The organism is Microbacterium sp. No. 7 (genome assembly GCF_001314225.1).
Lineage (GTDB): Bacteria > Actinomycetota > Actinomycetes > Actinomycetales > Microbacteriaceae > Microbacterium.
In genome coordinates, this window is sequence record NZ_CP012697.1 from 822592 (window position 1) to 843124 (window position 20533).

General features: G+C 70.8%; 18 protein-coding genes. All 18 read right to left on the reverse strand.

Annotation, left to right across the window (positions count from 1 at the left end; genetic code table 11):
- Positions 1-24 precede the first annotated feature (24 nt).
- The 18 genes from AOA12_RS03680 to AOA12_RS03765 all read right to left on the reverse strand — a co-directional run bounded on the left by AOA12_RS03680 (position 25) and on the right by AOA12_RS03765 (position 20533).
- Entirely contained in the window at positions 25-207 is a 183-nt protein-coding gene (locus AOA12_RS03680) for a hypothetical protein (protein ID WP_054680318.1), read from the reverse strand.
- Positions 204-491 carry a helix-turn-helix domain-containing protein gene (locus AOA12_RS03685; protein WP_054680321.1) on the reverse strand — a complete coding sequence of 96 codons (288 nt, stop codon included), beginning with the start codon at positions 489-491 and terminating at the stop codon, positions 204-206. Before AOA12_RS03685 ends, AOA12_RS03680 begins: the two co-directional genes overlap by 4 nt.
- A gap of 97 nt (positions 492-588) precedes the next feature.
- Positions 589-1995, reverse strand: a complete 1407-nt coding sequence (locus AOA12_RS03690; RefSeq protein ID WP_054680324.1) for a sugar nucleotide-binding protein — start codon at positions 1993-1995, stop codon at positions 589-591.
- Positions 1992-2558 carry a nucleotidyl transferase gene (locus AOA12_RS03695; protein WP_156366382.1) on the reverse strand — a complete coding sequence of 189 codons (567 nt, stop codon included), beginning with the start codon at positions 2556-2558 and terminating at the stop codon, positions 1992-1994. The genes AOA12_RS03690 and AOA12_RS03695 overlap by 4 nt, the downstream gene beginning before the upstream one ends.
- Positions 2558-3139: a helix-turn-helix domain-containing protein gene (locus AOA12_RS03700; RefSeq protein WP_054680330.1), complete on the reverse strand. Its 582-nt coding sequence runs from the start codon at positions 3137-3139 to the stop codon at positions 2558-2560. The genes AOA12_RS03695 and AOA12_RS03700 overlap by 1 nt, the downstream gene beginning before the upstream one ends.
- 98 nt (positions 3140-3237) lie before the next feature.
- Positions 3238-4236, reverse strand: a complete 999-nt coding sequence (rfbB, locus tag AOA12_RS03705) for a dTDP-glucose 4,6-dehydratase (protein WP_054680333.1) — start codon at positions 4234-4236, stop codon at positions 3238-3240.
- Positions 4236-5105 carry a glucose-1-phosphate thymidylyltransferase RfbA gene (rfbA, locus tag AOA12_RS03710; protein WP_054680336.1) on the reverse strand — a complete coding sequence of 290 codons (870 nt, stop codon included), beginning with the start codon at positions 5103-5105 and terminating at the stop codon, positions 4236-4238. The genes rfbB and rfbA overlap by 1 nt, the downstream gene beginning before the upstream one ends.
- A 156-nt stretch (positions 5106-5261) precedes the next feature.
- Positions 5262-6905: a glycosyl hydrolase family 28-related protein gene (locus tag AOA12_RS03715; RefSeq protein ID WP_054680339.1), complete on the reverse strand. Its 1644-nt coding sequence runs from the start codon at positions 6903-6905 to the stop codon at positions 5262-5264.
- 226 nt (positions 6906-7131) lie between these two features.
- Entirely contained in the window at positions 7132-8643 is a 1512-nt protein-coding gene (locus tag AOA12_RS03720; protein ID WP_442922247.1) for an IS1182 family transposase, read from the reverse strand.
- Positions 8644-8803: 160 nt separating this feature from the next.
- Positions 8804-10114 carry a UDP-glucose dehydrogenase family protein gene (locus AOA12_RS03725; RefSeq protein ID WP_054680342.1) on the reverse strand — a complete coding sequence of 437 codons (1311 nt, stop codon included), beginning with the start codon at positions 10112-10114 and terminating at the stop codon, positions 8804-8806.
- A 38-nt stretch (positions 10115-10152) separates the two neighbouring features.
- Positions 10153-11706: a lipopolysaccharide biosynthesis protein gene (locus tag AOA12_RS03730; RefSeq protein ID WP_054680345.1), complete on the reverse strand. Its 1554-nt coding sequence runs from the start codon at positions 11704-11706 to the stop codon at positions 10153-10155.
- Between the two features lie 28 nt (positions 11707-11734).
- On the reverse strand, positions 11735-12877 hold the full coding sequence (locus tag AOA12_RS03735) for a glycosyltransferase (protein ID WP_054680348.1): 1143 nt from the start codon (positions 12875-12877) through the stop codon (positions 11735-11737).
- Positions 12874-14013, reverse strand: coding sequence for a glycosyltransferase (locus tag AOA12_RS03740; RefSeq protein WP_054680352.1), 1140 nt, complete (start codon positions 14011-14013; stop codon positions 12874-12876). Before AOA12_RS03740 ends, AOA12_RS03735 begins: the two co-directional genes overlap by 4 nt.
- Positions 14010-15602, reverse strand: coding sequence for a lipopolysaccharide biosynthesis protein (locus tag AOA12_RS03745; protein WP_054680354.1), 1593 nt, complete (start codon positions 15600-15602; stop codon positions 14010-14012). The genes AOA12_RS03740 and AOA12_RS03745 overlap by 4 nt, the downstream gene beginning before the upstream one ends.
- 124 nt (positions 15603-15726) lie before the next feature.
- Positions 15727-16980: a hypothetical protein gene (locus tag AOA12_RS03750; protein WP_197281047.1), complete on the reverse strand. Its 1254-nt coding sequence runs from the start codon at positions 16978-16980 to the stop codon at positions 15727-15729.
- A gap of 162 nt (positions 16981-17142) precedes the next feature.
- Entirely contained in the window at positions 17143-18141 is a 999-nt protein-coding gene (locus AOA12_RS03755; RefSeq protein WP_054680360.1) for a glycosyltransferase, read from the reverse strand.
- Positions 18138-19628, reverse strand: a complete 1491-nt coding sequence (locus AOA12_RS03760; protein ID WP_054680363.1) for an O-antigen ligase family protein — start codon at positions 19626-19628, stop codon at positions 18138-18140. The genes AOA12_RS03755 and AOA12_RS03760 overlap by 4 nt, the downstream gene beginning before the upstream one ends.
- A complete protein-coding gene (locus AOA12_RS03765) occupies positions 19625-20533 on the reverse strand; it encodes a glycosyltransferase family 2 protein (RefSeq protein ID WP_054680367.1) in 909 nt (302 codons plus the stop codon). Before AOA12_RS03765 ends, AOA12_RS03760 begins: the two co-directional genes overlap by 4 nt.

Below are 20533 nucleotides of genomic sequence, written 5' to 3' on the forward strand. Positions count from 1 at the left end.
GGCGCGGCCACCGGACGCTGCTGCTCATAGCGCCGGCTCCCTGTGTGCGACCGCGATCATCCACCGATCGCGCAGACGGAACGCCGGAATCGTCTGTTGCTTGGCCTTGTTCGCGGCGACGCTGCCGCGAACGTCGGCGGTGCGGGCCCAGTCCGCGAGCGGGATGATGTCTCGGCTCGTGAGCACCTCGACGTGCTGATACGTCACGATCGCCTCGATGCGCGGCGCGGTTCGGTGAGCCCTCGCTGCTCTCTGGCGAGCGCAAGCGGGCTCACCACGGGCTTCGGCTCGAATGACGCCAGCCATTCTTCGCGTCCCAGCGCACGCACGACGCGGATGACGGTGGAGAAACTGCTTCCCTTGCCACCCTCGAGCGTGACGAGAGTGCCCACGCTGACATGGGCGCGGCGCGCGAGATCGTCCTGCGTGATGTCTTCCAGCAGTCGAGCGCGTCGGATCTGCGCGCCGAACTCACGCTCCCATTCGTCCACTCCGCTAGCTTGCATATTCGCGATGACAAACCGCTATCTACGCGACAATCGACAGAAAACGCACAGTTATCCTTGTGCTCTGGGAACGGGGTCGCGCTCAGGACAGGTAGTCGCGCAGGGAGTCGTCGGCATCGCGAGGGGCGAAGCCCGTCTGCTCGATCTTGGCGAGGTCGAGGGTCGACCAACGGGGCCGGGGGGCGACGGGCGTGGTCGCGGAGGCGAAGTACTCGTCGGTGGTGACCGGCCGCACGCGGGCGGGGTCGTGGCCGGCGAGCTCGAACACGCGCGCCGCGATCTCGGCCCAGGTGCGCGGCTCGCCCGAGCCCGTGAGGTTGTATGTGCCGAACGGCGCGCTCGTCTCCAGCAGATGCCGGATGCCGCGGGCCAGCTCGCTCGTGAACGTCAGGCGCCCGGTCTGATCGCTCACGACGCCCGGGTCGATGCCTCGCTCCGCGAGCGAGGCCATGGTGCGCACGAAGTTGTTGCCGTCGCCGATGACCCAGCTCGTGCGCACGATGTAATGCCGCGGAACGGTCGTGACGATCGCGTCGCCCGCCGCCTTTGTCTGGCCGTAGACGCCGAGCGGGCAGAGCGGGTCGTCCTCGCGGTACGGGCGGTCGGCGGTGCCGTCGAACACGTAGTCGCTGGAGACGTGCACGAGAGCGAGGCCGTTCGCGGTCGCGAGGCGCGCGAGCGTGCTCACGGCCGTGACGTTGGCCGCCCACGCGTCGCGACGGCCCTCGGCGGTCTCGGCGAGGTCGACCTTGGTGTAAGCGGCCGCGTTGACGATGGCGCCGTAGTCGCGCCAGCGCCGCGCATCCTCGAGCGTCGGCGAGGTGAGGTCGAGGTCGTCGCGCGCGGCGAACTCGACGTGCGCGGCGCCTTCGTACTCCGCGCGCAGCGCTCGTCCGAGCTGGCCGTTCGCGCCGACGACGAGGATCTTCTTCGGCGGGATCGGCGTGACCTCGGCGAGGCGCGGGTGCGCGGCATCCTTCGCCGACAGCTCCGCCTCGGCGAGCGAGATCGGCCAGTCGATCGCGGCCGTCTCGTCGGCGAGGTTGAGGAACGAGTACTCGGCGTCCGGCGACCAGTGGTCGTTCACGAGATACGCGTACGCCGTGTTCGGCTCGAGCGTCTGGTACGAGTTGCCCACCCCGCGCGGCACGAAGATGGCCCGCGACGGATCGAGCTCGGCGGTGAACACCGTGCCGAACGTCGGCCCCTCGCGCAGGTCCACCCACGCGCCGAAGATGCGGCCCGTGGCGACCGAGACCCACTTGTCCCACGGCTCGGCGTGGATGCCGCGCGTCGTGCCGACCGCGTCGTTGAACGAGATGTTGTTCTGCACGGGCCCGAAGTCGGGCAGCCCCAGCGCGGTCATCTTCTCGCGCTGCCAGTTCTCCTTGAACCAGCCCCGGCTGTCGCCGTGCACCGGCAGCTCCCACAGGGTGAGCCCGGGAATGGGCGTCTCGACAGGGCTCAGCCGCTTGCCGTACTCGGTCACGCGTTGCCGCCTTTCTCATGATGAGTGTGTTCATCGACCAGGTCGACTGTGAAGATACGTTCCAGGATGCGCATGCCTCTCTCAGAGACCGCTTCGCCCGGGTAGAACTCCTCGAATACGGCTTCTGCCTCGTCGATGGAGCGAATGTCTTCCCTGCTCATGAGATGCACGATGTCGTCGGTGTCGCGCCCGGGGCGAGCGGCGCGGAGCTTCATGGCGAGCAATGCGCGTGCATCGGCGACGTGAACGGTGACGTCGCCTCGCTCGACGACGGTGATCCAGTCGATGTCGCGTGCGAAGGGGATGGCGCCCGTCCGAAGCACCGCATCGTTGAGCCACTCATCGGGAAGTCCATGCAGAGCAGCGATCTCGCTCGCTACCCGCAATACCTGCTCACGTGGCGAGAACAAGGCGTCGATATCGACTGTGCCCCGCCGCTGGGGAAAATGCAGCCAAGCGATGCCGGCGCCCCCGACGATCTGAATGGTGACGGGTACACCGCTGTCGTCCAGAGCCGCGGCGAGCGCCTCGACGAGTTCGATCACATCCTGGCGATCGAGCATCACACCGATTCCAGATCCAGGCGGTGAACGCGAACGTTTCGCGCAGCGAACTCGTCGGGGACTTCGTCGTCGCGCAGGTCGAACGGTGCCTGCGGATCGGGCAGATAGGTCGATTCCGCCAGATATCGATCGGGCTCGCGCGTCCACGACGGCGTAGGCATGTCACGAGTGGCGAGCGCCTGCGCTGTCACGGCGGCGAGGCCGGCGTCGAAGAGAGCGCTGCCAGTGTGCTCAGGTCGTTCCGCGCTGAGAACCGCCGCGACGAACGGGTCGACCGCTCGGAGGTCGTCAGACAGCTGGATGAGTCGTCGAAAAGCCCAGTCGTGGTGCGCCTGCGCGAGATCATGGCGGATGTCGTCGACGATCTCCGCAGGTCCTCTTCTCCCGCGCGCACCGGGAAGCACGACGATACGGCTGCCCATCGCCTCAGCGATGCGTTCGGCCAGATCGATGCGGGGCAGTCGTCTGCCCGCCTCGATGTGCGACAGTGCGGCGGGCGACGTGCGTGCCCGGGCAGCGACTTCGTTCGCGGGGAAGCCATGACGGCGCCGCTGCGCGGAGAGTGCCGTTGCGATGCTCATGTGACTCCCTCTTGTCGAATACGACAATTCTACCTGCATGTGTACAGGCTTGGTTGTCTCTGAACGCGACGATCGTGCACTGCGAGGTGCCGCCGAGCTCACTGGCCCTTCGCGGCGTAGAAGGCCTCGGTGGTGTCCTTGGCGGGGGCCCACCACGACTCGTTCTCGCGATACCAGTCGACCGTGGCGGCGAGGCCCGCCTCGAAGTCGCGGTACGACGGCAGCCAGTCCAGCTCGGTGCGCAGCTTCGTGGAGTCGATCGCGTAGCGCAGGTCGTGGCCCGCGCGGTCGGTCACGTGGTCGTATGCGTCGGCGGGCCGGCCCATGATCGTGAGGATCAGCTCGACGACGTCCTTGTTGTTCTTCTCGCCGTCGGCGCCGATGAGGTAGGTCTCGCCGATCTCGCCCCGGTCGAGGATCGTCAGCACCGCCGACGAGTGGTCGTCGGCGTGGATCCAGTCGCGCACGTTCTCGCCCTTGCCGTAGAGCTTGGGACGGACGCCGCGGAGCACGTTCGTGATCTGCCGCGGGATGAACTTCTCCACGTGCTGGTACGGGCCGTAGTTGTTCGAGCAGTTCGAGATCGTCGCGCGCACGCCGAACGAGCGCACCCACGCGCGCACGAGCAGGTCGCTGCCGGCCTTCGTCGACGAGTACGGCGACGACGGGTTGTACGGCGTCGACTCGGTGAACCGGGCGGGGTCGTCGAGCTCCAGGTCGCCGTACACCTCGTCGGTCGAGATGTGGTGGAAGCGGCGGTCGTGCCGGCGGGCGGCCTCGAGCAGCGTGTACGTGCCGATGATGTTGGTGTCGAGGAAGGGACGCGGGTCGTGCAGGCTGTTGTCGTTGTGCGACTCGGCGGCGTAGTGCACGACGGCGTCGACGCCCGCGAACAGCTCGTCCACGAGGGCCGCGTCGGCGATGTCGCCCTGCACGAACGTGAAGCGGCTCTCCGGCAGTCCGTCGAGCGATGCGCGGTTGCCCGCGTAGGTGAGCTTGTCGAGCACGGTCACCGAGTGATCGGTGTGCGCGATCACGTGGTGCACGAAGTTGGAGCCGATGAAGCCGGCACCGCCGGTGACCAGCAGATGCGCCATCAGAGCCCTCTCTCCAGCACGGCGAGCAGATACGAGCCGTAGCCCGACTTCGCGAGCTTCTGCGCGCGCGTGCGCAGCTCGTCGTCGGTGAGGAAGCCCTGTCGCCACGCGACCTCCTCGGGAACCCCGATCGACATGCCGGTGCGGCGTTGGATCGTGCGCACGTACTCCGCGGCATCCGTCATCTGGTCGAACGTCCCGGTGTCGAGCCACGCCGTCCCACGCGGCAGCACCTCGACCTGCAGGGCGCCCCGCTCCAGGTACGCGCGGTTCACGTCGGTGATCTCGTACTCGCCGCGCGCCGACGGCTGCAGGCCGCGCGCGATCTCGACCACGTCGTTGTCGTAGAAGTACAGACCGGGCACGGCGTAGTTGCTCTTCGGCTGCGCCGGCTTCTCCTCGAGGGAGACGGCCTTGCCCGCGTCGTCGAACTCGACGACGCCGTAGGCCTGCGGCTCGGCGACCCAGTAGGCGAACACGGCTCCGCCGTCGACGTCGGCGAACCGCGTGAGCTGGCTGCCGAGCCCGGGACCGTAGAGCAGGTTGTCGCCGAGCGCGAGCGCCACCTTGTCGTCGCCGATGAAGTCGGCGCCGATCGTGAACGCCTGCGCGAGGCCGTCGGGCGACGGCTGTTGCGCGAACGTCAGCGAGATGCCGAACTGCGACCCGTCGCCGAGCAGGCGCTCGAAGTACGGAGCGTCGGCGGGCGTCGTGATCACCAGGATGTCGCGGATGCCCGCGAGCATGAGCGTCGACAGCGGGTAGTACACCATCGGTTTGTCGTAGACGGGCACGAGCTGCTTCGAGACGCCGAGGGTGATCGGGTGCAGACGCGTCCCCGACCCCCCGGCGAGAATGATCCCCTTCACGGGACCATGGTTGCATGGCGCGCGAAAGCGATTCGCCCGGATGCGGTCACGCCGGACATTGTTAACCAGACTGTTGCGGGAGTTAATCAGACCGTTTCGAACCCGCACCCGTCGCACGCCCGCTTCGGTGCAGAACGAGAGCCGACAGAACCGCGGTCAGGTGACCTGATACCAGACCCCGCCGTCGTGGACGAACTGCATGGTCGCGCCGGGCGCGAGCGTGACATCGGCTCCGGTCTTCGTCTTGATCAGTGCCCCGTGCTGGACGATCGTGCTCGCCGAGGCGTTCGACACGACGAGCAGCGCCTGCCCGGAGTAGGCGTGCCGGAAGTTGGTGATCGTTCCGACGGTCGATCCGGTGAGCTTCAGCAGGTCGGTGTCGAAGACGACCGGATCGCCGGAGTTGGCCGACACGGCTCCCTTCCAGGCGGAGGGCTTGACGCGATTGGAGCCGAGCGACGACCCGGCGAGACCGGTGTGGTTGCCCAGCAGGGTCGCCGGCGCGCCGGTGATGCGGACGCCGCTGACGTCGTTGCTCGTCGCGGTGGCATCCACGGAGACCGTCGCCCCCGAGTTCCCTGAGGCGGCGCAGAAGACGCGCAGGTTCTCGACCCGGTTCCCCGCCCCGCGCAGCCTCATCGTCGCGGAGTAGCCGGCGGCGTGGGTGACCTCGCAGTCGCGCAGCGTGACGTCGTTGTCGAGGTCGAAGGCGGACTGCCAGGCGTCGCCCTTCGCATGCTGGAACACGCATCCGAGGAACTTCGTCTGCCCGCCCTCGAACCATCTGACCGCCTTCCCATGCGGAGAAGAGAACGACGACCCCACGACCGAGATGTACTTCTTCGGCAGGTCGGGATAGTTGGGCTCGCCGGCACCGATCGGCGGGGGCGACCGGAAGAACGCCGGTCCTCCCGCGGCGGTGTCGTGGTTCTGCGTGAAGTGGATGTTCGCGAACGAGTTCTCGTACCCGTTGATCTGGATGGCGGACAGCGCGGACGTGTTCTCCGCGCGCTGCTCGAACTTGCTGTTGACGAAATGGTTGTGCCGGGAGCGGCCGTGGACGACGAGCATGAGCGGCGACTGCTCGATGTGCAGCGCGTTCCAGTGCGTCGCGTTGGTGTTGTCGAACTTCGTGCGCAGCGACAGGGCGTAGTACAGGGTGGGATCCGTCACGTCGGTCGGGTCGCCCCATCCGCAGGTGAGCATCTGCACGTTGCTGAAGGAGCCGTCCCACACGTCGATCATGTCGATGCCGCCGTGCCGGAACCCGCTGATCCACACGTTGTCCATCTCGATGTCCTGCACGATGCGCAGGTCGAACGCCAGCCGGCGGCGCTGCACGCTGGAGGCCCAGTTCTCGTGCGCCTGCAGGCGCAGATCGCGGAGCGAGATGCGTCGCAGGTACGGCGGCGCGGTTGTGTCGGTGTCCGCGTAGGGGGACCAGATCTTGAACACGGGGGCGCCGACGTTCTCCGACGCGAGGAGCAGGGAGTCCTCGAACTCGAACCGCACCACCTTGCTGTAGATCCCCGCGACGGTGATCGTCCCGTCGATCCGGTACTTCGACCAGCCCTCGCGGTTGGGGAACACGATGGTCCCCGAGCCGCTCGTGATCGCGTCGTCGACGGCGGCCTGGATGGCGGCCGTCGAGTCCGCCACGCCCGACCGGTCCGCGCCGTAGTCGAGAACGTTCAACGCGCGCCCCGACGACGACCGCTGCGAGGAGGCGGACGATGTCGTGGGGCGGCGTGCGGTCACGGGTGCGCTGCCCGTGTCCTGTGTGTCGTCGGGGAGAGCCATGCGTGGTTCCTCTCAGAAGCAGAGCCGGCGGGCGTTGACGCCACCCTAGGTGCGCGGGTCAGAATCGGGTGGCGTGGCGCGCGGCGTTGACTCTGGCATCGCGCGCTGACGGTCGCGAACGGGAACGGGCGGGCCGTTGCGGTGTGAGAGCGTGCGGGATCGCACGGCGAGGGGCTCGTGGCGACTGTCGGTGCGTGCTGTGACGCCCCGGGACCCCTGGGGAGGCCTATGCGGGCGCCAGCCCGGCGGCTGTAGCGACGCGGAGCTTGCGGAGGTTGTGGCAGATCGTGTGGAGTAGCCATTCGCCTTGGGCGCCGGCGAGTCCGCGTAGCCGGAGCTGTCCGGCGTTTTGCCGGGTCTTCATCTGCCCGAACGCGGGTTCAACGATGGCTTTGCGGCGCGCGTAGTCGGTGCGGCCCTGCTCGGTGCGCAGCGCGTGCGCCATCCGCTCCCGCCGGCTCGCGTCCTCTGGGGCCGGGTCCGGGGCGCCGGCGGTAGGGAAGCTCTCGCCGTGACGTTGCCGTCCCGTCGCGATCAACACCTGTGCGTCCAGATCGTCGGCGGCTTCGAGGTTGGCTTCCGAGCAGTAGCCCGCGTCAGCGAGGACGACCTCTGGGGAACGCTCGATTCCTGCCGCGTCGAGGTTCCGTAGGGTCTGCTCGGCCATCGGGACGAACTGCTGGATATCGGTGGCCTGCTGGGTGACCTCGGCGCTCAGCACGATCTGGTGGCCCTCATCGACAACGGCCTGCGCGTTGAACGCGTAATCGAAGCCGCGGACCGTCTTCATCATCCGCGCCTCAGGATCGGTGAAATTGCGTTGCGCTTTCGGCTTCGGCGCCGCCGTGTCCACTGCAGTCGCGACGGCCGCGTCGGCCTGTTCAGGGGGCTGACCGGCGGCGTCGGCCTTCTTCCGCGCTACGGCTGCCGCCTTCTCGGCGGCGTCGGCCTCGATCGCGTCCTTCGCGGCACGTAGTTTTGCCAGGCGCCCCTCACGGCGGGCCAGCTCCGGGGCGACCTCGTCCCCGCGCCGGTCCTGGCCGAACTGCTGATCCTCGGCCTCATCGACCGCCTCCGCCTCGGCGAGCAGCGCAGCGACCTCGGCTTGGAGCTGATCGATCTTCGGCACGATCCGGTCGTAGCTCATCGCCTTATGCCGCGACGCGTTCGCGGCCAGCTTCGTGCCATCCAGCGCGACACGCCCCAACCGCACCAGCCCCGCCTCCGCGCAGACCCGCAGCACCTGCAGGAACAACCCCGGCAGGGCATCCAGGTGACGCCGACGAAACCGGGCCAGCGACCGGTAGTCGGGCGCCTGGTTGCCCGACAGCCACCGGAAGGCGATATCGCGCTTGCAGCGCCGCTCCAACTCACGAGACGAGGTCACGCCCGTCGCGTACGCGAACAGCAGCAGCTTCAACATCATCCGCGGGTCATACGGAGGCGCACCCGAGGCGGACGCGTACGACGCGTAGACCGGCGTCAGATCCAAGAGCTCTTCGACGACCTCGGAGATGAACCGGGCCTCATCATCCTCGTCCAGCCAGTCATCCAGACTCGGCGGGAGCAGGAAACACTGCCCCTGGTCATACCCACGGAACGTCTTGCCCGCACCCGCCGGTGCAGCCGAGCCCGGCGCCCGCGCCTCACCCGGCTCGACCTCGAACAGACCCTCCAGGCTGGCAGTCACCGTCATGAATCGATTCTCCCAGCACCCCGCGCTATCCACCGGATTCACCCCGGCGCGTTAACGGAAGGATCTGACCCACGCACCTAGCCGCAGACCGAGGACGGGTCCGGGCTTCGCGCGGCCTTTCGACTCAGGGCGGGCGCAACGCGATCGGGCCGCTCCGGTGCTCGAAGAGGAGCACCGGAGCGGCCCGATCGGCAGGTGGTCCCTACGGGCGACCCATGCCGTAGTAGCTCCAGCCCGCGGAGCGCCAGGCGGCGGCGTCGAGGCAGTTGCGGCCGTCGACGATGATGCGTCCGGCGGCGAGCGCGGCGGCGTGCTCGGGCGAGAGCTCGCGGCGGTACTCGTCCCACTCCGTCACGACGAGCACGGCGTCGGCGCCCTGCAGCGCCTCGTCGCGGTCGGTCGTGTAGGCCAGCTGCGGCTGCACGCGACGGGCGTTCTCGACCGCCTCGGGGTCGGTGACGATGACGTCGGCGCCCAGGCCGTGCAGGCGCACGGCCGCGTCGAGCGCGGGGGAGTCGCGGATGTCGTCGCTGTGCGGCTTGAACGCGGCGCCCAGCACGGCGATGCGCTTCTGGAACACCGAGCCGCCGAGCGCGTCGACGACGAGCTGCACCGCGCGCTCGCGACGGCGCAGGTTGATGGCATCCACCTCGCGCAGGAACGCGACCGACTCGCCGCGGCCGAGCTCCTCGGCGCGGGCCGAGAAGGCGCGGATGTCCTTCGGCAGGCATCCGCCGCCGAAGCCGATGCCGGCGCCGAGGAAGCGGCGGCCGATGCGCACGTCGTGGCCGATCGCGTCGGCCAGCTGGGTGACGTCGGCGCCGGTGACCTCGGCGATCTCGGCCATCGCGTTGATGAAGCTGATCTTCGTGGCCAGGAAGGCGTTGGCGGCGACCTTCACGAGCTCGGCGGTCGCGTAGTCGGTCACGATGAACGGCGTGCCCTTCGCGACCGACGGGTGGTAGACCTCGCGCAGGATCTCGGCGGCGCGCTCGCCCTCCTCGCCCTCGGGCACGCCCGCGACGAGCCGGTCGGGGTCGACCGTGTCCTGCACGGCGAAGCCCTCGCGCAGGAACTCGGGGTTCCACACGAGCGTCGCGCCCGTCGGCGTGACGCGCTCGGCGAGAGCGGATGCCGTGCCCACCGGCACCGTCGACTTGCCCGCGACGACGTCGCCCGGCGTGAGGTGCGGGATCAGCGCGTCGAACGCGGCGTTGACGTAGGTGAGGTCTGCGGCGTAGCCGTCCTTCTGCTGCGGCGTGCCGACGCCCACGAAGTGCACGGCCGCGCCGTGCGCCTGCGCGATGTCGGTCGTGAACGACAGCCGGCCCGACGCGATCGCCTCGGCGAGGATGTCCTGCAGCCCGGGCTCGAAGAACGGGGCCTCGCCCTTCTGCAGCGACGCGATCTTGCGATCGTCGACGTCGATGCCGACCACTTCGTGGCCGATGGACGCCATGGCGGCGGCGTGCACGGCTCCGAGGTAGCCGCAACCGATCACAGACATGCGCATAACTTCTCCTTGGGTGTCAGACGGGGTGTCAGGGAACCTCAGACGTCGGCGTCGCTTGCCAGTGCGTGCCGTTCACTTGTATCAGACCGATGTTGCGCGGACATGACGCCTCTGCCGGCGAAATACCGCCGCGAGCGGACGATCGCGATCAGATCACGCCGATACGCCGGATAGACGAGCGCGATCACCCCCAGCACCCCGACAAAGACTACGGTGCCGACCGTCAGCCCGAGAATCGGCGGGCCGGGCAGCGCGAACGTCGCGCCGTACGACCCGAGCGCGGCGACGCCGTAGACGACGAGCGTGCGGCCCGCGTTCGCGAAGAGCAGCCGCAGCGGCGCATCGGTGCGGCCCCGCAGCCAGAGCAGCCCGATCGGCCACAGCAGCGCGGTCGTGATCAGGTACGCCCAGGCGACGCCCGCGACGCCCCACAGGGCGCCGAGCACGATCACGCCGATGACGACGGGGCGCGTCCACGCCGTGTAGGAGAAGAAGCGTCGCGTGAGCCCCTTCGAGAGGTACACCCAGTAGGTGGCGAATGCCGCGGCCTGGAAGAACCCCGCGACCGCGAGGATCTGATAGAGCGGCACGGTCTCGTCCCACTGGTGGCCGAGCACGAGCGCGATGAGGTCCTCGGCCTGCGCGACCGACAGCCACAGCACCGCGCCCACGACGTTGAGCAGCACGATCTGCCCGAGCACGATGAACTCGCGGTACTTCTGCGGGTCGTCGTCGAGGCGCGACAGCGTCGGCAGCGCGACGCGCGTCGCGGGCGCGTTGATCTGGTTGAGCGGCAGCAGCATGAGCTGGAACGCGCGGTTGTAGTAGCCGAGCGCCTGCGCGCCGAAGAGCCGGCCGATCACGACCGTGTCGATGTTGCGGCTCACGTAGGTCAGCAGCTGCGCGCCCACGAGTCCGCCGCCGAACGCGACGAGCGAGCGCATGCTCTCGCCGCGCCGCGGCATCCCCGGCCACCACCGCGCCACGAACGGGAGGACGACGGCGCCGCACGCCGCCTGCACCACCTGCTGCGCCACCAGCGCCCAGTAGCCCCCGCCGGCCCACGCGATCGCGACGGCGACCACGAGCCCCGTGAACGGCGCGACGATCTCGACGACCGCGAGCCGGCCGAAGGCGAACTCGCGCGTGAGGCTCGCGCGGAACTGCGCCGAGAACCCGTCGAGCGTGAACGCCGCCGAGAGCGCGATCGTCACCGCGACGAGCCGGGGATCGCCGTACAGGGCGGAGATGGGCGTCGAGAGCGCCACCGTGGCGAGGCTCAGCACCACGCCGATGCCGAGGCTGAGCCAGAACAGGTTGGTGCGCTGCCCCGCGGTGAGCGTCTTCGCCTGCACGGCGGCGCTCGACAGACCGAAGTCGCGCACCACCTCGGCGATGCCGATGACGGCGACGACCATCGCGACGACGCCGTAGTCGGCGGGATCGAGCAGCCGCGCCAGCACGACGAGGCCGCCCAGCTGGATCGCGATGCGGACCACCTGGCCGCCGAACGTGAGCACGGCGCCGCGGCCGGCGACGCGGCCGAGCCCGCCCGCGCCGCCGTGCGTCTCACGCTGCGTGCCCGCGGCCATGTCGTTCGAGGGGGAGCGGAGAGTCCCGCTACCCCAGCCCCAGCTCGCTCAGCAGGTGACGCGCCTTGCCGCTCCACGTCGCCTCCGGCGGGATCGCACCCTCGCGGCGCGCGACCCGCGGGCCCTGCGCCGCCTGGTCGGCGAACCAGCGCTCGTGCTCGGCCGCGGGCAGCGCGACGACGTGCTGCAGCCCCCTGCTGGAGGCGCCGAGCACGGGCGTCGTGATCACGGGCAGCCACGCGGCCCGGTACTCGTACGTCTTGATGACGTCGCCGCCGACCTCGCCCTCGCCCACGCGGTGGGGCACCCAGCCGATGTCGAACGTCTGCAGCAGTGCGGGCACCTTGGAGTAGTGCACGTCGCCGAGCAGCTCGATGTTGGGCTGCCGCTTGAGCGGCGCCTCGTACTCGGCGTCGAGGATCGGCCCCGCGAACACGAACCGCACCGACGGCAGCGCGCTCGTCACGCCCAGCACGAGGTCGAGGTCGACGCGGCGGCCGATCTTGCCGACGTATCCGACGGTCGTCGGCCCGGTCGCGAGGCTCGTCGTCGCGAACCGCTCGGGGTCGCAGCCGTTGGTGACGAGCTGCGCGTCGTCGCGGCCGAACGAGCGGGCGAGGTCGCGCGTCGCCTCGGAGTTGGCGGTCACGGCGGTCGCGTGGTCGAAGATGCGGCGGTACGCCTCGGTCACCTCGCCGCGCACCGACTCGAACGCGTAGTGGATGGTCCAGTCGTCGAGCAGGTCGAACACGAGCGGCTGGCCCGACGCGACGATCTCCTTCCACGCGCTCGAGAGCGACAGGAAGGGGTTCCAGGCGATGACGGGCGTCGGCCGGCCGTCGACGAACCCCCGGTAGTCGGGGAGCGAGGTCACCCACCACTTGCGCCGGTCGGAGAGGTTCGGCATCCGCACGCTCGTCGACGGATAGCCGCGGGTGTTCGGGGCGACCGTGCCGCGCAGCACGCGGTAGCGCAGGCTCAGCGGCAGCGGCTCGGGCCGCGACAGCACCGCGACGTGGCCGTGCGGGGCGAGCAGCTCGCCGAACCACTCGATGAGGTGCCCGTCGCGCGTGCGGTACCCCTCGCTGATCAGCTTGTGCTGACCGTGCATCGGGAACGCCGTGAGCGCGGGGGCGGTGGTACGGGTCGGGACGGTGGGGGAGGTCGTCATGCCGTCTTCTTCTCTCGTCGCATCTCGGTGGCCGCTCCCCGCATCTCCCGCGTGAGCGCCGCGTCGTAGCCCGCGCACACCGACTCCCACGAGTAGGTCTCGGTCGCGCGCGCCCGTGTCACGGCGGTCAGCCGCTCCTGCAGCGCCGGGTCGGAGATGAGCCTCGTGACCCCCGCGGCGATCGACGCCGGCTCGGGCTGCACGAACACGGCGCCGTCGTCGCTGAGCACCTCGCGGTTGTACAGGGTGTCGCGGGCGACGACCGGCGCGCCGGCAGCCATCGCCTGCACGAGCGCCGGGTTCGTGCCGCCGACGGAGTGGCCGTGGAAGTAGGCGCCCGCGTGCTGCCACAGGGCGAGCAGGCGCTGGTCGTCGCTGATGTGGCCGAGCCAGCGCACGCGCGGGCGCGCGGCGGCGAGCGCCTCGACGGCCTCGTCGAGCTCGCCGCCGTAGCCGCTCGATCCGACGATCACGACGTCGTGCTCCTCGGCGATCTGTTCGGCCGCGGCGATGAACTCGGGGATCGTGTTCTCCGGCACGAAGCGGGCCACGACGAGCACGTAGCCGCGGTGCGCCAGCCCCGGCTCCACGGGGAGCGCGGGCGGCACATCGCCGCCGTAGGGGATGAAGTCGCCGTCGAGGCCGAACTCGTCCTTCCATCGGGCGGCGATGACGGTCGAGTCGTAGACCATGCTCGTGCCGAAGCGCGCGGTGAAGCGGGCGCCCGTGTGGAACACGGCCTTGGCGAGCCGGCCCCACTTGGCGCGGTCCCATTCGATGCCGTCGACGTTGACGACGGTGGGGATGCCGCGGGCCTTGAGGATCGGCAGCCAGAACCCGTTCGCGACGTTCATCACGAGCGCGACGTCGGGCCGGCGCCGGGCGGCGTGGAAGACCGACGTGAACCCGTAGGAGAGGGTGCTGAGCGACTTCGTGTCGGTGCCGCGCGTCGTCACGGTGCGCACGCGCGGGTCGCGGGTCGGGTCGTCGTCGCGCGTCGCGCCGTCGCGGCCGTACACGGTGACGTCCCATCCGTGGTCGACGAGGTACGGGGCGAGCTTGCGCACCGCCGTCTCGAACCCGCCGTAGTACGAGGGATACCCTCGGGTGCCGATGATCGCGACAGATCTCGTCATGGTGTCGTTCGCTCCTTCGCCAGCTCGGATTCTGATGCCGTGTCTGTGGGCTCGGGCGCGTGCGGCGTCTGAGCGGTCGTGGCCTGCTTCTTCGGCGCCCCGCCGCGCGATCCCCGCGCCCCGCGGATGCGGGCGACGCCGTCGATCACGTCGCGGAGGTCGCGGCGGGCCTGCGGCCACAGCACGAAGAGGAGGGCAGCGACGGCGAGCATGATCGCGGTGCCGACGAGCAGGTTCACGAGCGGATGCCAGGGCTGCAGCCACGTCGAGATGACGAGGCCCGGCGCCGCGGAGGCGGCGACGATGAGCAGGAAGCGCAGGCCGGTGCCGAACATCTGCCGCGTGGGCACGCCCTCCACGCGGCGGGTCCAGAGCAGGGCGACCGGCCACTGAACGGCGAGCGCGAGCGAGTATCCCGCGGCGACGCCGAGCACGCCCCACAGGCTGCCGACGAGCACGAGGCCGATCATCACGCTCCGCATCACGAGCGTGTAGCGGAAGTAGGCGCCCGTGATGGCGCGCGAGAGGAAGACCCACGTGACGGCGTAGGTGACGACGTGGAACGCGCCGCCGATCGCGAGGAGCTGGAAGATCGGCACGGCGCCGGTCCAGTCGGCCCCGAGCACGAGGCCGATGAGCGGCAGCGCCTGCGAGGCCGCGAAGCCGAGGATGAACAGCACGGCGAGCACGAGGATCTTCTGCGCGCGCAGGAGATAGGCCGCGTAGCGGGGCGGGTCGTCCTGCAGCCGCGACAGCGTCGGCAGGGCGACGCGCTTGAGCGGCGCGTTGATCTGCATGACCGGCACCATCAGCAGCTGGTAGGCGCGGTTGTAGAGGCCGAGCGCGGCGGGCGTCGTGGTCACGCCGAGCACGACGGTGTCGACGTTCTTGCTCGAGTAGATGAGCATCTCGGCCCAGAACAGGTTCCAGCCGTAGCGCACGAACGGGCGGATGGAGACGTCGCGTCGCGGCAGCCGCGGCAGCCACCGGCCGAGGATCATCACGATGACGAGCCCGAGCACGGCGTTGGTGAGCTGCTGCAGCACGAGGGCGAAGACGCCGACGCCCGTCGCCGCGGCCGTGATGCCGACCACGAGGCCCGCGGCGAGACTGATGAGATCGGCCGCCGTGATGGCGAGGTAGCGCATCTCGCGCGTGAGGTTCGCCTGGTACTGGGTCGCCATGCCGTTGAGCAGCAGCACGGGCGCGAGCCCGTGCACGAGCGGCACGAGCGCCGGCTGCCCGAAGAGCGCCGAGATGGGCACGGCGAGCGCGAAGAGCAGCACGGCGAGGCTCGCGCCGATCGCCGTGTTGAGCCAGAACAGCGCGTTCCGCTCGGGCACGCTCAGGGCCTTCGCCTGGATCGCCGCGTTCGACAGGCCGAAGTCGCGGATCACCTCGCCGAGCCCCACGAAGACGAGCACCATCGCGATGAGGCCGAAGTCCTCGGGGCCCAGCAGCCGGGCGAGCACGACCGTGCCGGCCAGCTGCAGCGCGACGCGCACGCCCTGCGAGCCGAGCGTGATCACGCCGCCGCGTGCCGCCGTCGACGACAGCGACTTCTGCGCGGCAGGCTTTTCGGGTTTCACGGATCCCCCATCGGTCTGAGATCAGCAGGAATGGTCAGCAACAAGAGATGCAGCGACACTGCCGCAGGCGAGTGGGACACTCGGGTCGGGGATGCCGGGTGCGCGCGAAGGCCCCGGGCTGAGGTCAGCTCTGCACGACGATGGCTCCGATCAGGGGGTTGTCCAGACTGCGGACCAGATGGGCGGCGCTGCGCACGTCGGCGCGACGGTCGACCTGCGGGGTGACCGTGAGCCCGACGACGACGCCCGGCGCGTCGACGATCGACGCGGTGCCGGGCTCGTCGAGCAGGGCGGGCGCGTGGATCACGATCGCGTCGTAGCCGCGGCGGAGACGGGAGAGGATGCCGGCGAGCGCGTCGTGGCGCACTCCGTCGTCGCCCGTCGTCGTCCCCGCGGTCAGCACCTCGCCGACGCCGTCGAGCGCGACGACCGACGGCTCGGCCTCGGGGCTCGCGAGGAGCTCGGCGAGGCCGGCGCGGCCGGACAGCCCGAGCGCCTGCCCGAGTCCTCCGTGCGCGAGGTCGGCGTCGACGAGCAGCGTGCGCGCCCCCGCGGCGGCGAACGCCCGGGCGACCCCGACCGCCGCGCTCGGCTCGGCCGACCGGCTCGTCGTCGAGGTGAGCACGACGACCCGTGCGGCGGGGAAGTGCGCGGCGACGAGCGAGCGCAGCAGCCGCGCCGGCTCGGGCGGGACCGCGCCGGTCTCGCCCGGTGAGAGCGGGCCCAGCTCGTCGAGCCCGTAGCCGTCGAGGCGCTCGCCGGGGCGCACCCGGCCGCCGGCGCGCAGCGCGAGCCACGCGATCGCGAGCCCGAGGGCGCCGCCGGCGACGGCGCCGCCCGCCATCGCGAGGGGCGCGGGCAGGTCGATCCGCGGCGATCCGGGCGCGGCCTCGCGCAGCAGGCTCGCCGAGATCACGCCGACCTGCGTGGGCATCTCGGGCATGCTGCCCGCGTTGAGGCGCTCCATGAACGTCGTCGCGAGCGCGTTCGCGAGCACGGCGGCGCGCTCGGGGTCGTCGTCGGTGACCGAGATCGTGACGATGGGCGACGTGCGGCCGCTCGCGATGCTCGTCATGCGGGCGACGTCGTCGGTCGTGAGGCCGGCGACGTCGCCGCCCAGCTCGTCCATCGCGTCGTCCAGGATGAGGGGGGTGCGGATGAGCGCCGTGTAGCCGTTGGTGATCTGCGCGATGAGCACCTGCGTGTCGGCGAGCTGCGTGCTGGGGTCGACGGACCCCGCGTCCACGCCCACGAGCAGCACGGCCTCCGCGGTGTTCCGCTCGGCCAGCTCGCCGGCGACCACGGAGCCGGCCGCCAGGCCGACCGCCGCTCCCGCGAGCGCGAGGCCGATGCCGAGCGCGATACGTCTTGCAGTCACCACGGGGGACGCTTCCTTCCGGTCGGGGGACCAGTCATTGCTCACGATATAGCCGCGTCATGCGCGGATCGGGCCGGATAGGACGCCGTACAGCAAGGGTTTCCAAACCCGAAACGATCCTGTTTCATCCGCGTCTCGTAGGCGTCGCCCGACGGCATCCGATCACCCTCTCCCGGCCTCGCGCAGGGCGCTGAGGTACACCTTGCGATGCGCCCTGGCGACCGCCGGCCAGTCGCGCGCCGACAGCTCGGGGCGACCCCGCAGGCTCCGCGCGCGCACGTCCCGCAGAGCCTGCGCGAGGCCCGGTGCGTCGAGACGGTCGTAGAAGACGAACCACTCGCGGCCGACCTCGTCGGCGATCGCCTCGTTGACCGGCGACCTCGGCACGAGCACGGGCCGGTCGACCGAGAGCGCGGCGAGCAGCACGCCGCTGTTGAGCATGCGCCGGTAAGGGAAGACGACGAGCTCGGCGGCGGAGATCTCGCGCACGAAGTCGGCGTCGCTCACGAACGACAGCTCGGTGCTCACACGGGGGTCGTCGCCCGCCTCGCGCGTCACGAGCTCGCCCTGGCCGGGGCTCGGCGCGCCGACGACGCGCAGCGACAGGGCCGGATCGTCGAGCGAGCGGAAGACCCGGATGAGATCGAGCACTCCTTTATAAGGACGGACGATGCCGATGAAGAGGAGCCGGCCGGGCACCTGCGCCTCGCGGGGGAGCGCGTCGAACCGCGGACGGTAGTGCCCGTGCGGGATCGTCGCGACGAAGCTCCCGAAGGCGACATCGGTGTGCGTCGTCAGGCGGATGACGCCGCTCGTCGCCCGGTCGCAGGCGGCGAGCACGCGCTGCTCGGCACGGCTGCCGGGCTCGTGCGGCGTCGCGTTGTGCACGGTGCGCACGACGGGCACGCGGCGCAGCCGGCAGCGCCACAGCACGAGCGCGAGCGCGCGCCGCCGCAGCAGGCTCTCCAGGCGCGTCGACCCGCGCACGAGCATCTCGGGCCAGTGCACGTGGAAGACGTCGTACGACCCGAGCAGCGCCTCGCGCCAGGAGAAGTAGCCGAGCTCGATCGAGCCGTCGCCGCCGTCGACGAGCTGGTCGGCGTACTGCGTGCCGCGGTCGTCGGGCCACAGGCCGAGCAGCACGCGCGGCGGGCGGCTCACCCGGCGTTCCCCGGGCTGCCCGCGCTTCCGGCGAACCGCGACCTCGCCGGAGGCGGGTCGTCCGCGTGCGCGGGATCGCCGCGCGACATCCAGGCCGTCGGGCCGGCGACGCACAGGAACACCGTGTAGCCGTACAGCAGGAGATGGCCGGGGATGTCGTCGATCGCGTTGAAGGAGCCGAGCACGATCGCGCACGCGACGAGCGAGCCGACCGCGGCCGCCTCGCGGGCCGCGACGCCCGACAGCGCCACCGCGAGCAGGAACACCCCGAAGAGCACGAGGCCCGGAACGCCGATGCTGATGAGCAGCTGCAGGTAGCCGCTCTCCAGCGGGATCGTCGCGTAGCGGTCGAAGACGTCGCGCGAGCTGAAGCCGCCGCTGCCCAGCCACCCGAAGTCCTCCGCCGCCCGGAGGGCGTACTCGATGCCCGCCGCCCGCGCCTCTGCGGAGCGGTCGGCCTCCACCGACGACGAGCGCTCGGCGATCGTCGGGAGGCTGATCACGACGATCGCGCCGACCACGGCCAGGATCGCCGCGATCCCCAGGCGGAAGACGGGCAGCGGCCGCGTGCGCAGGAACGCCACGAGCCACGCGACGCCGACGCCGAACGCGAGGGCCACGAGGCTGCCGCGCGATCCGGTCGCGGCGACGCCCGCGGCCGTCACGAGCGCCGCGACGAGGAAGCGGGTGCGACCGAACTGCAGCCACAGGCCCAGCGCGAGCGCCGCGGCGATGCAGAGGTACGCCGACGCGTACAGGGGATGCACGAACCACACCTGCGAGCGGTACACGGCCCAGGTGCGGCTCGTGATGCCGAACAGCGGCGAGAGCGTGTCGGCGACCGGGTTGAACTGCACGATCGCCTCGAGCACGGCGTACGCGCCCGCGATCGCGCCCGTGACGACCCACGCGCGCATCAGCAGCCAGGCCTCGCGCTGCGCGTCGAGCACCATCACGAGCGACATCACCGACGTCAGGATCGCGACCACGAACGCGACGCTGCGCACGGGGTCCTGCGACCATGAGACGGTCGCGACGAGCCATGCGACGAAGGCCAGCGCCGCGACGAGCACCCAGTAGCGCGAGCCGAGGCGGTGGCTCAGCGAGAACGCGGGCGGACCGCCCCGCCACTGGGCGACCAGCCGGCGGACGACCCAGATCACGAGCGGCAGTCCCAGCAGCGGCACCGTGTTGACGCGGATGAGCAGCTGCGCCGGCAGGGCGGCGTAGAGCACGACGGACGCCGCGGGCAGCCAGGTCACCGGCAGCGACCAGAACAGCGCGATCGCCGCGGCGCCGCCGATCACGACCGCGAGCACCGTGAACGCCGCCGAGAGCCGCGTGAGCGCGAGCACGGCGAGCACCACGACGACGACCGCTCCCGCGACGATGCCGATCGCGAGGGCGCGGCGCTGGGCGTCGGGGATGCCGCGGCCGATGCGCCGTGCCACCGTGTCGTGGCGCGAGGCCATCGGCTGCGCGCTCATGACCGCTGGTACTCCTGGATGAGGTCGCCCCGCATCGCGCGCAGCAGGCCGAGCCCCCGCATCCACGTGTTGAGCGCGTGCGCGTCGACCGGCCGGCGCCGCAGCGTGCGCGTCGTGATGCGCAGGCCGCCCACGGCGAGCCGCGCGACGCCCTCCACGCCGACGCGCAGGCGCTTGCCGTCGTTGAGCAGGAGCCGTGCGCGCACGTTGCCCGTGCGCTCGGCGCGGCGCTTGACCCACTCCCACGTCATCCGCTCCAGCGGCACGTCCTCCTCTACGACCGCCTCGTCGCACCACACGATCGTCGCGCCCGCGGCGACCATGCGGTGGAACAGGTCGGAGTCGCTGCCGCCCGTGCGCGAGAACGCGGGGTCGAACCACGGGCTGTCGAGCCGCTGCAGCGCGGTGCGCCGCACGAGCGAGTTGTTCGTCGCGGCGAGCGGCATGCGCTGGCCGGTCGCGACGCGCGGCCGCTCGAAGAAGCCGCCCGCGATCGCCCACGTGGGGGCGTTCGGGGGGAAGACCGGCACGACCGGGCCCGCGACGACCTCCGCGTCGTAGGCGTGCGCGGCGTCCCACAGGCGCACGAGCCAGTCGGGCGCGACGCGCTCGTCGTCGTCGACGAACGCCACGTGCGTCTCGTCGGCGACCGCGCGCAGGAAGGCGTTCCGCGCCTCGGCGATGCCGGGCGCCGGCTCGACGGAGTACCGCACGTCGAGGTCGGCGAACTCGGCCGCGACCTCGCGCGCCGACCCGTCGGCGTCGTTGTCGACGACGTACACGCTCACGGGCACGGGACGCTCGAGGTCACGGAGCGACTCGAGCAGCTGGCGCAGCAGCGCCGGGCGCCGGTAGGTCGCGATGCCGATCGCGACGGCGGGGCCTGCGGGCTCGGATGCGGGCAT

What these genes read in the sequence shown, in the direction of transcription:
- AOA12_RS03695 (WP_156366382.1), bottom strand. Translation starts at nt 2,558, where the DNA reads ATGCTCGATCGCCAGGATGTGATCGAACTCGTCGAGGCGCTCGCCGCG.
- AOA12_RS03700 (WP_054680330.1), bottom strand. Translation starts at nt 3,139, where the DNA reads ATGAGCATCGCAACGGCACTCTCCGCGCAGCGGCGCCGTCATGGCTTC.
- rfbB (WP_054680333.1), bottom strand. Translation starts at nt 4,236, where the DNA reads ATGGCGCATCTGCTGGTCACCGGCGGTGCCGGCTTCATCGGCTCCAAC.
- AOA12_RS03715 (WP_054680339.1), bottom strand. Translation starts at nt 6,905, where the DNA reads ATGGCTCTCCCCGACGACACACAGGACACGGGCAGCGCACCCGTGACC.
- AOA12_RS03725 (WP_054680342.1), bottom strand. Translation starts at nt 10,114, where the DNA reads ATGCGCATGTCTGTGATCGGTTGCGGCTACCTCGGAGCCGTGCACGCC.
- AOA12_RS03730 (WP_054680345.1), bottom strand. Translation starts at nt 11,706, where the DNA reads ATGGCCGCGGGCACGCAGCGTGAGACGCACGGCGGCGCGGGCGGGCTC.
- AOA12_RS03735 (WP_054680348.1), bottom strand. Translation starts at nt 12,877, where the DNA reads ATGACGACCTCCCCCACCGTCCCGACCCGTACCACCGCCCCCGCGCTC.
- AOA12_RS03740 (WP_054680352.1), bottom strand. Translation starts at nt 14,013, where the DNA reads ATGACGAGATCTGTCGCGATCATCGGCACCCGAGGGTATCCCTCGTAC.
- AOA12_RS03760 (WP_054680363.1), bottom strand. Translation starts at nt 19,628, where the DNA reads ATGAGCGCGCAGCCGATGGCCTCGCGCCACGACACGGTGGCACGGCGC.
- AOA12_RS03765 (WP_054680367.1), bottom strand. Translation starts at nt 20,533, where the DNA reads ATGCCCGCATCCGAGCCCGCAGGCCCCGCCGTCGCGATCGGCATCGCG.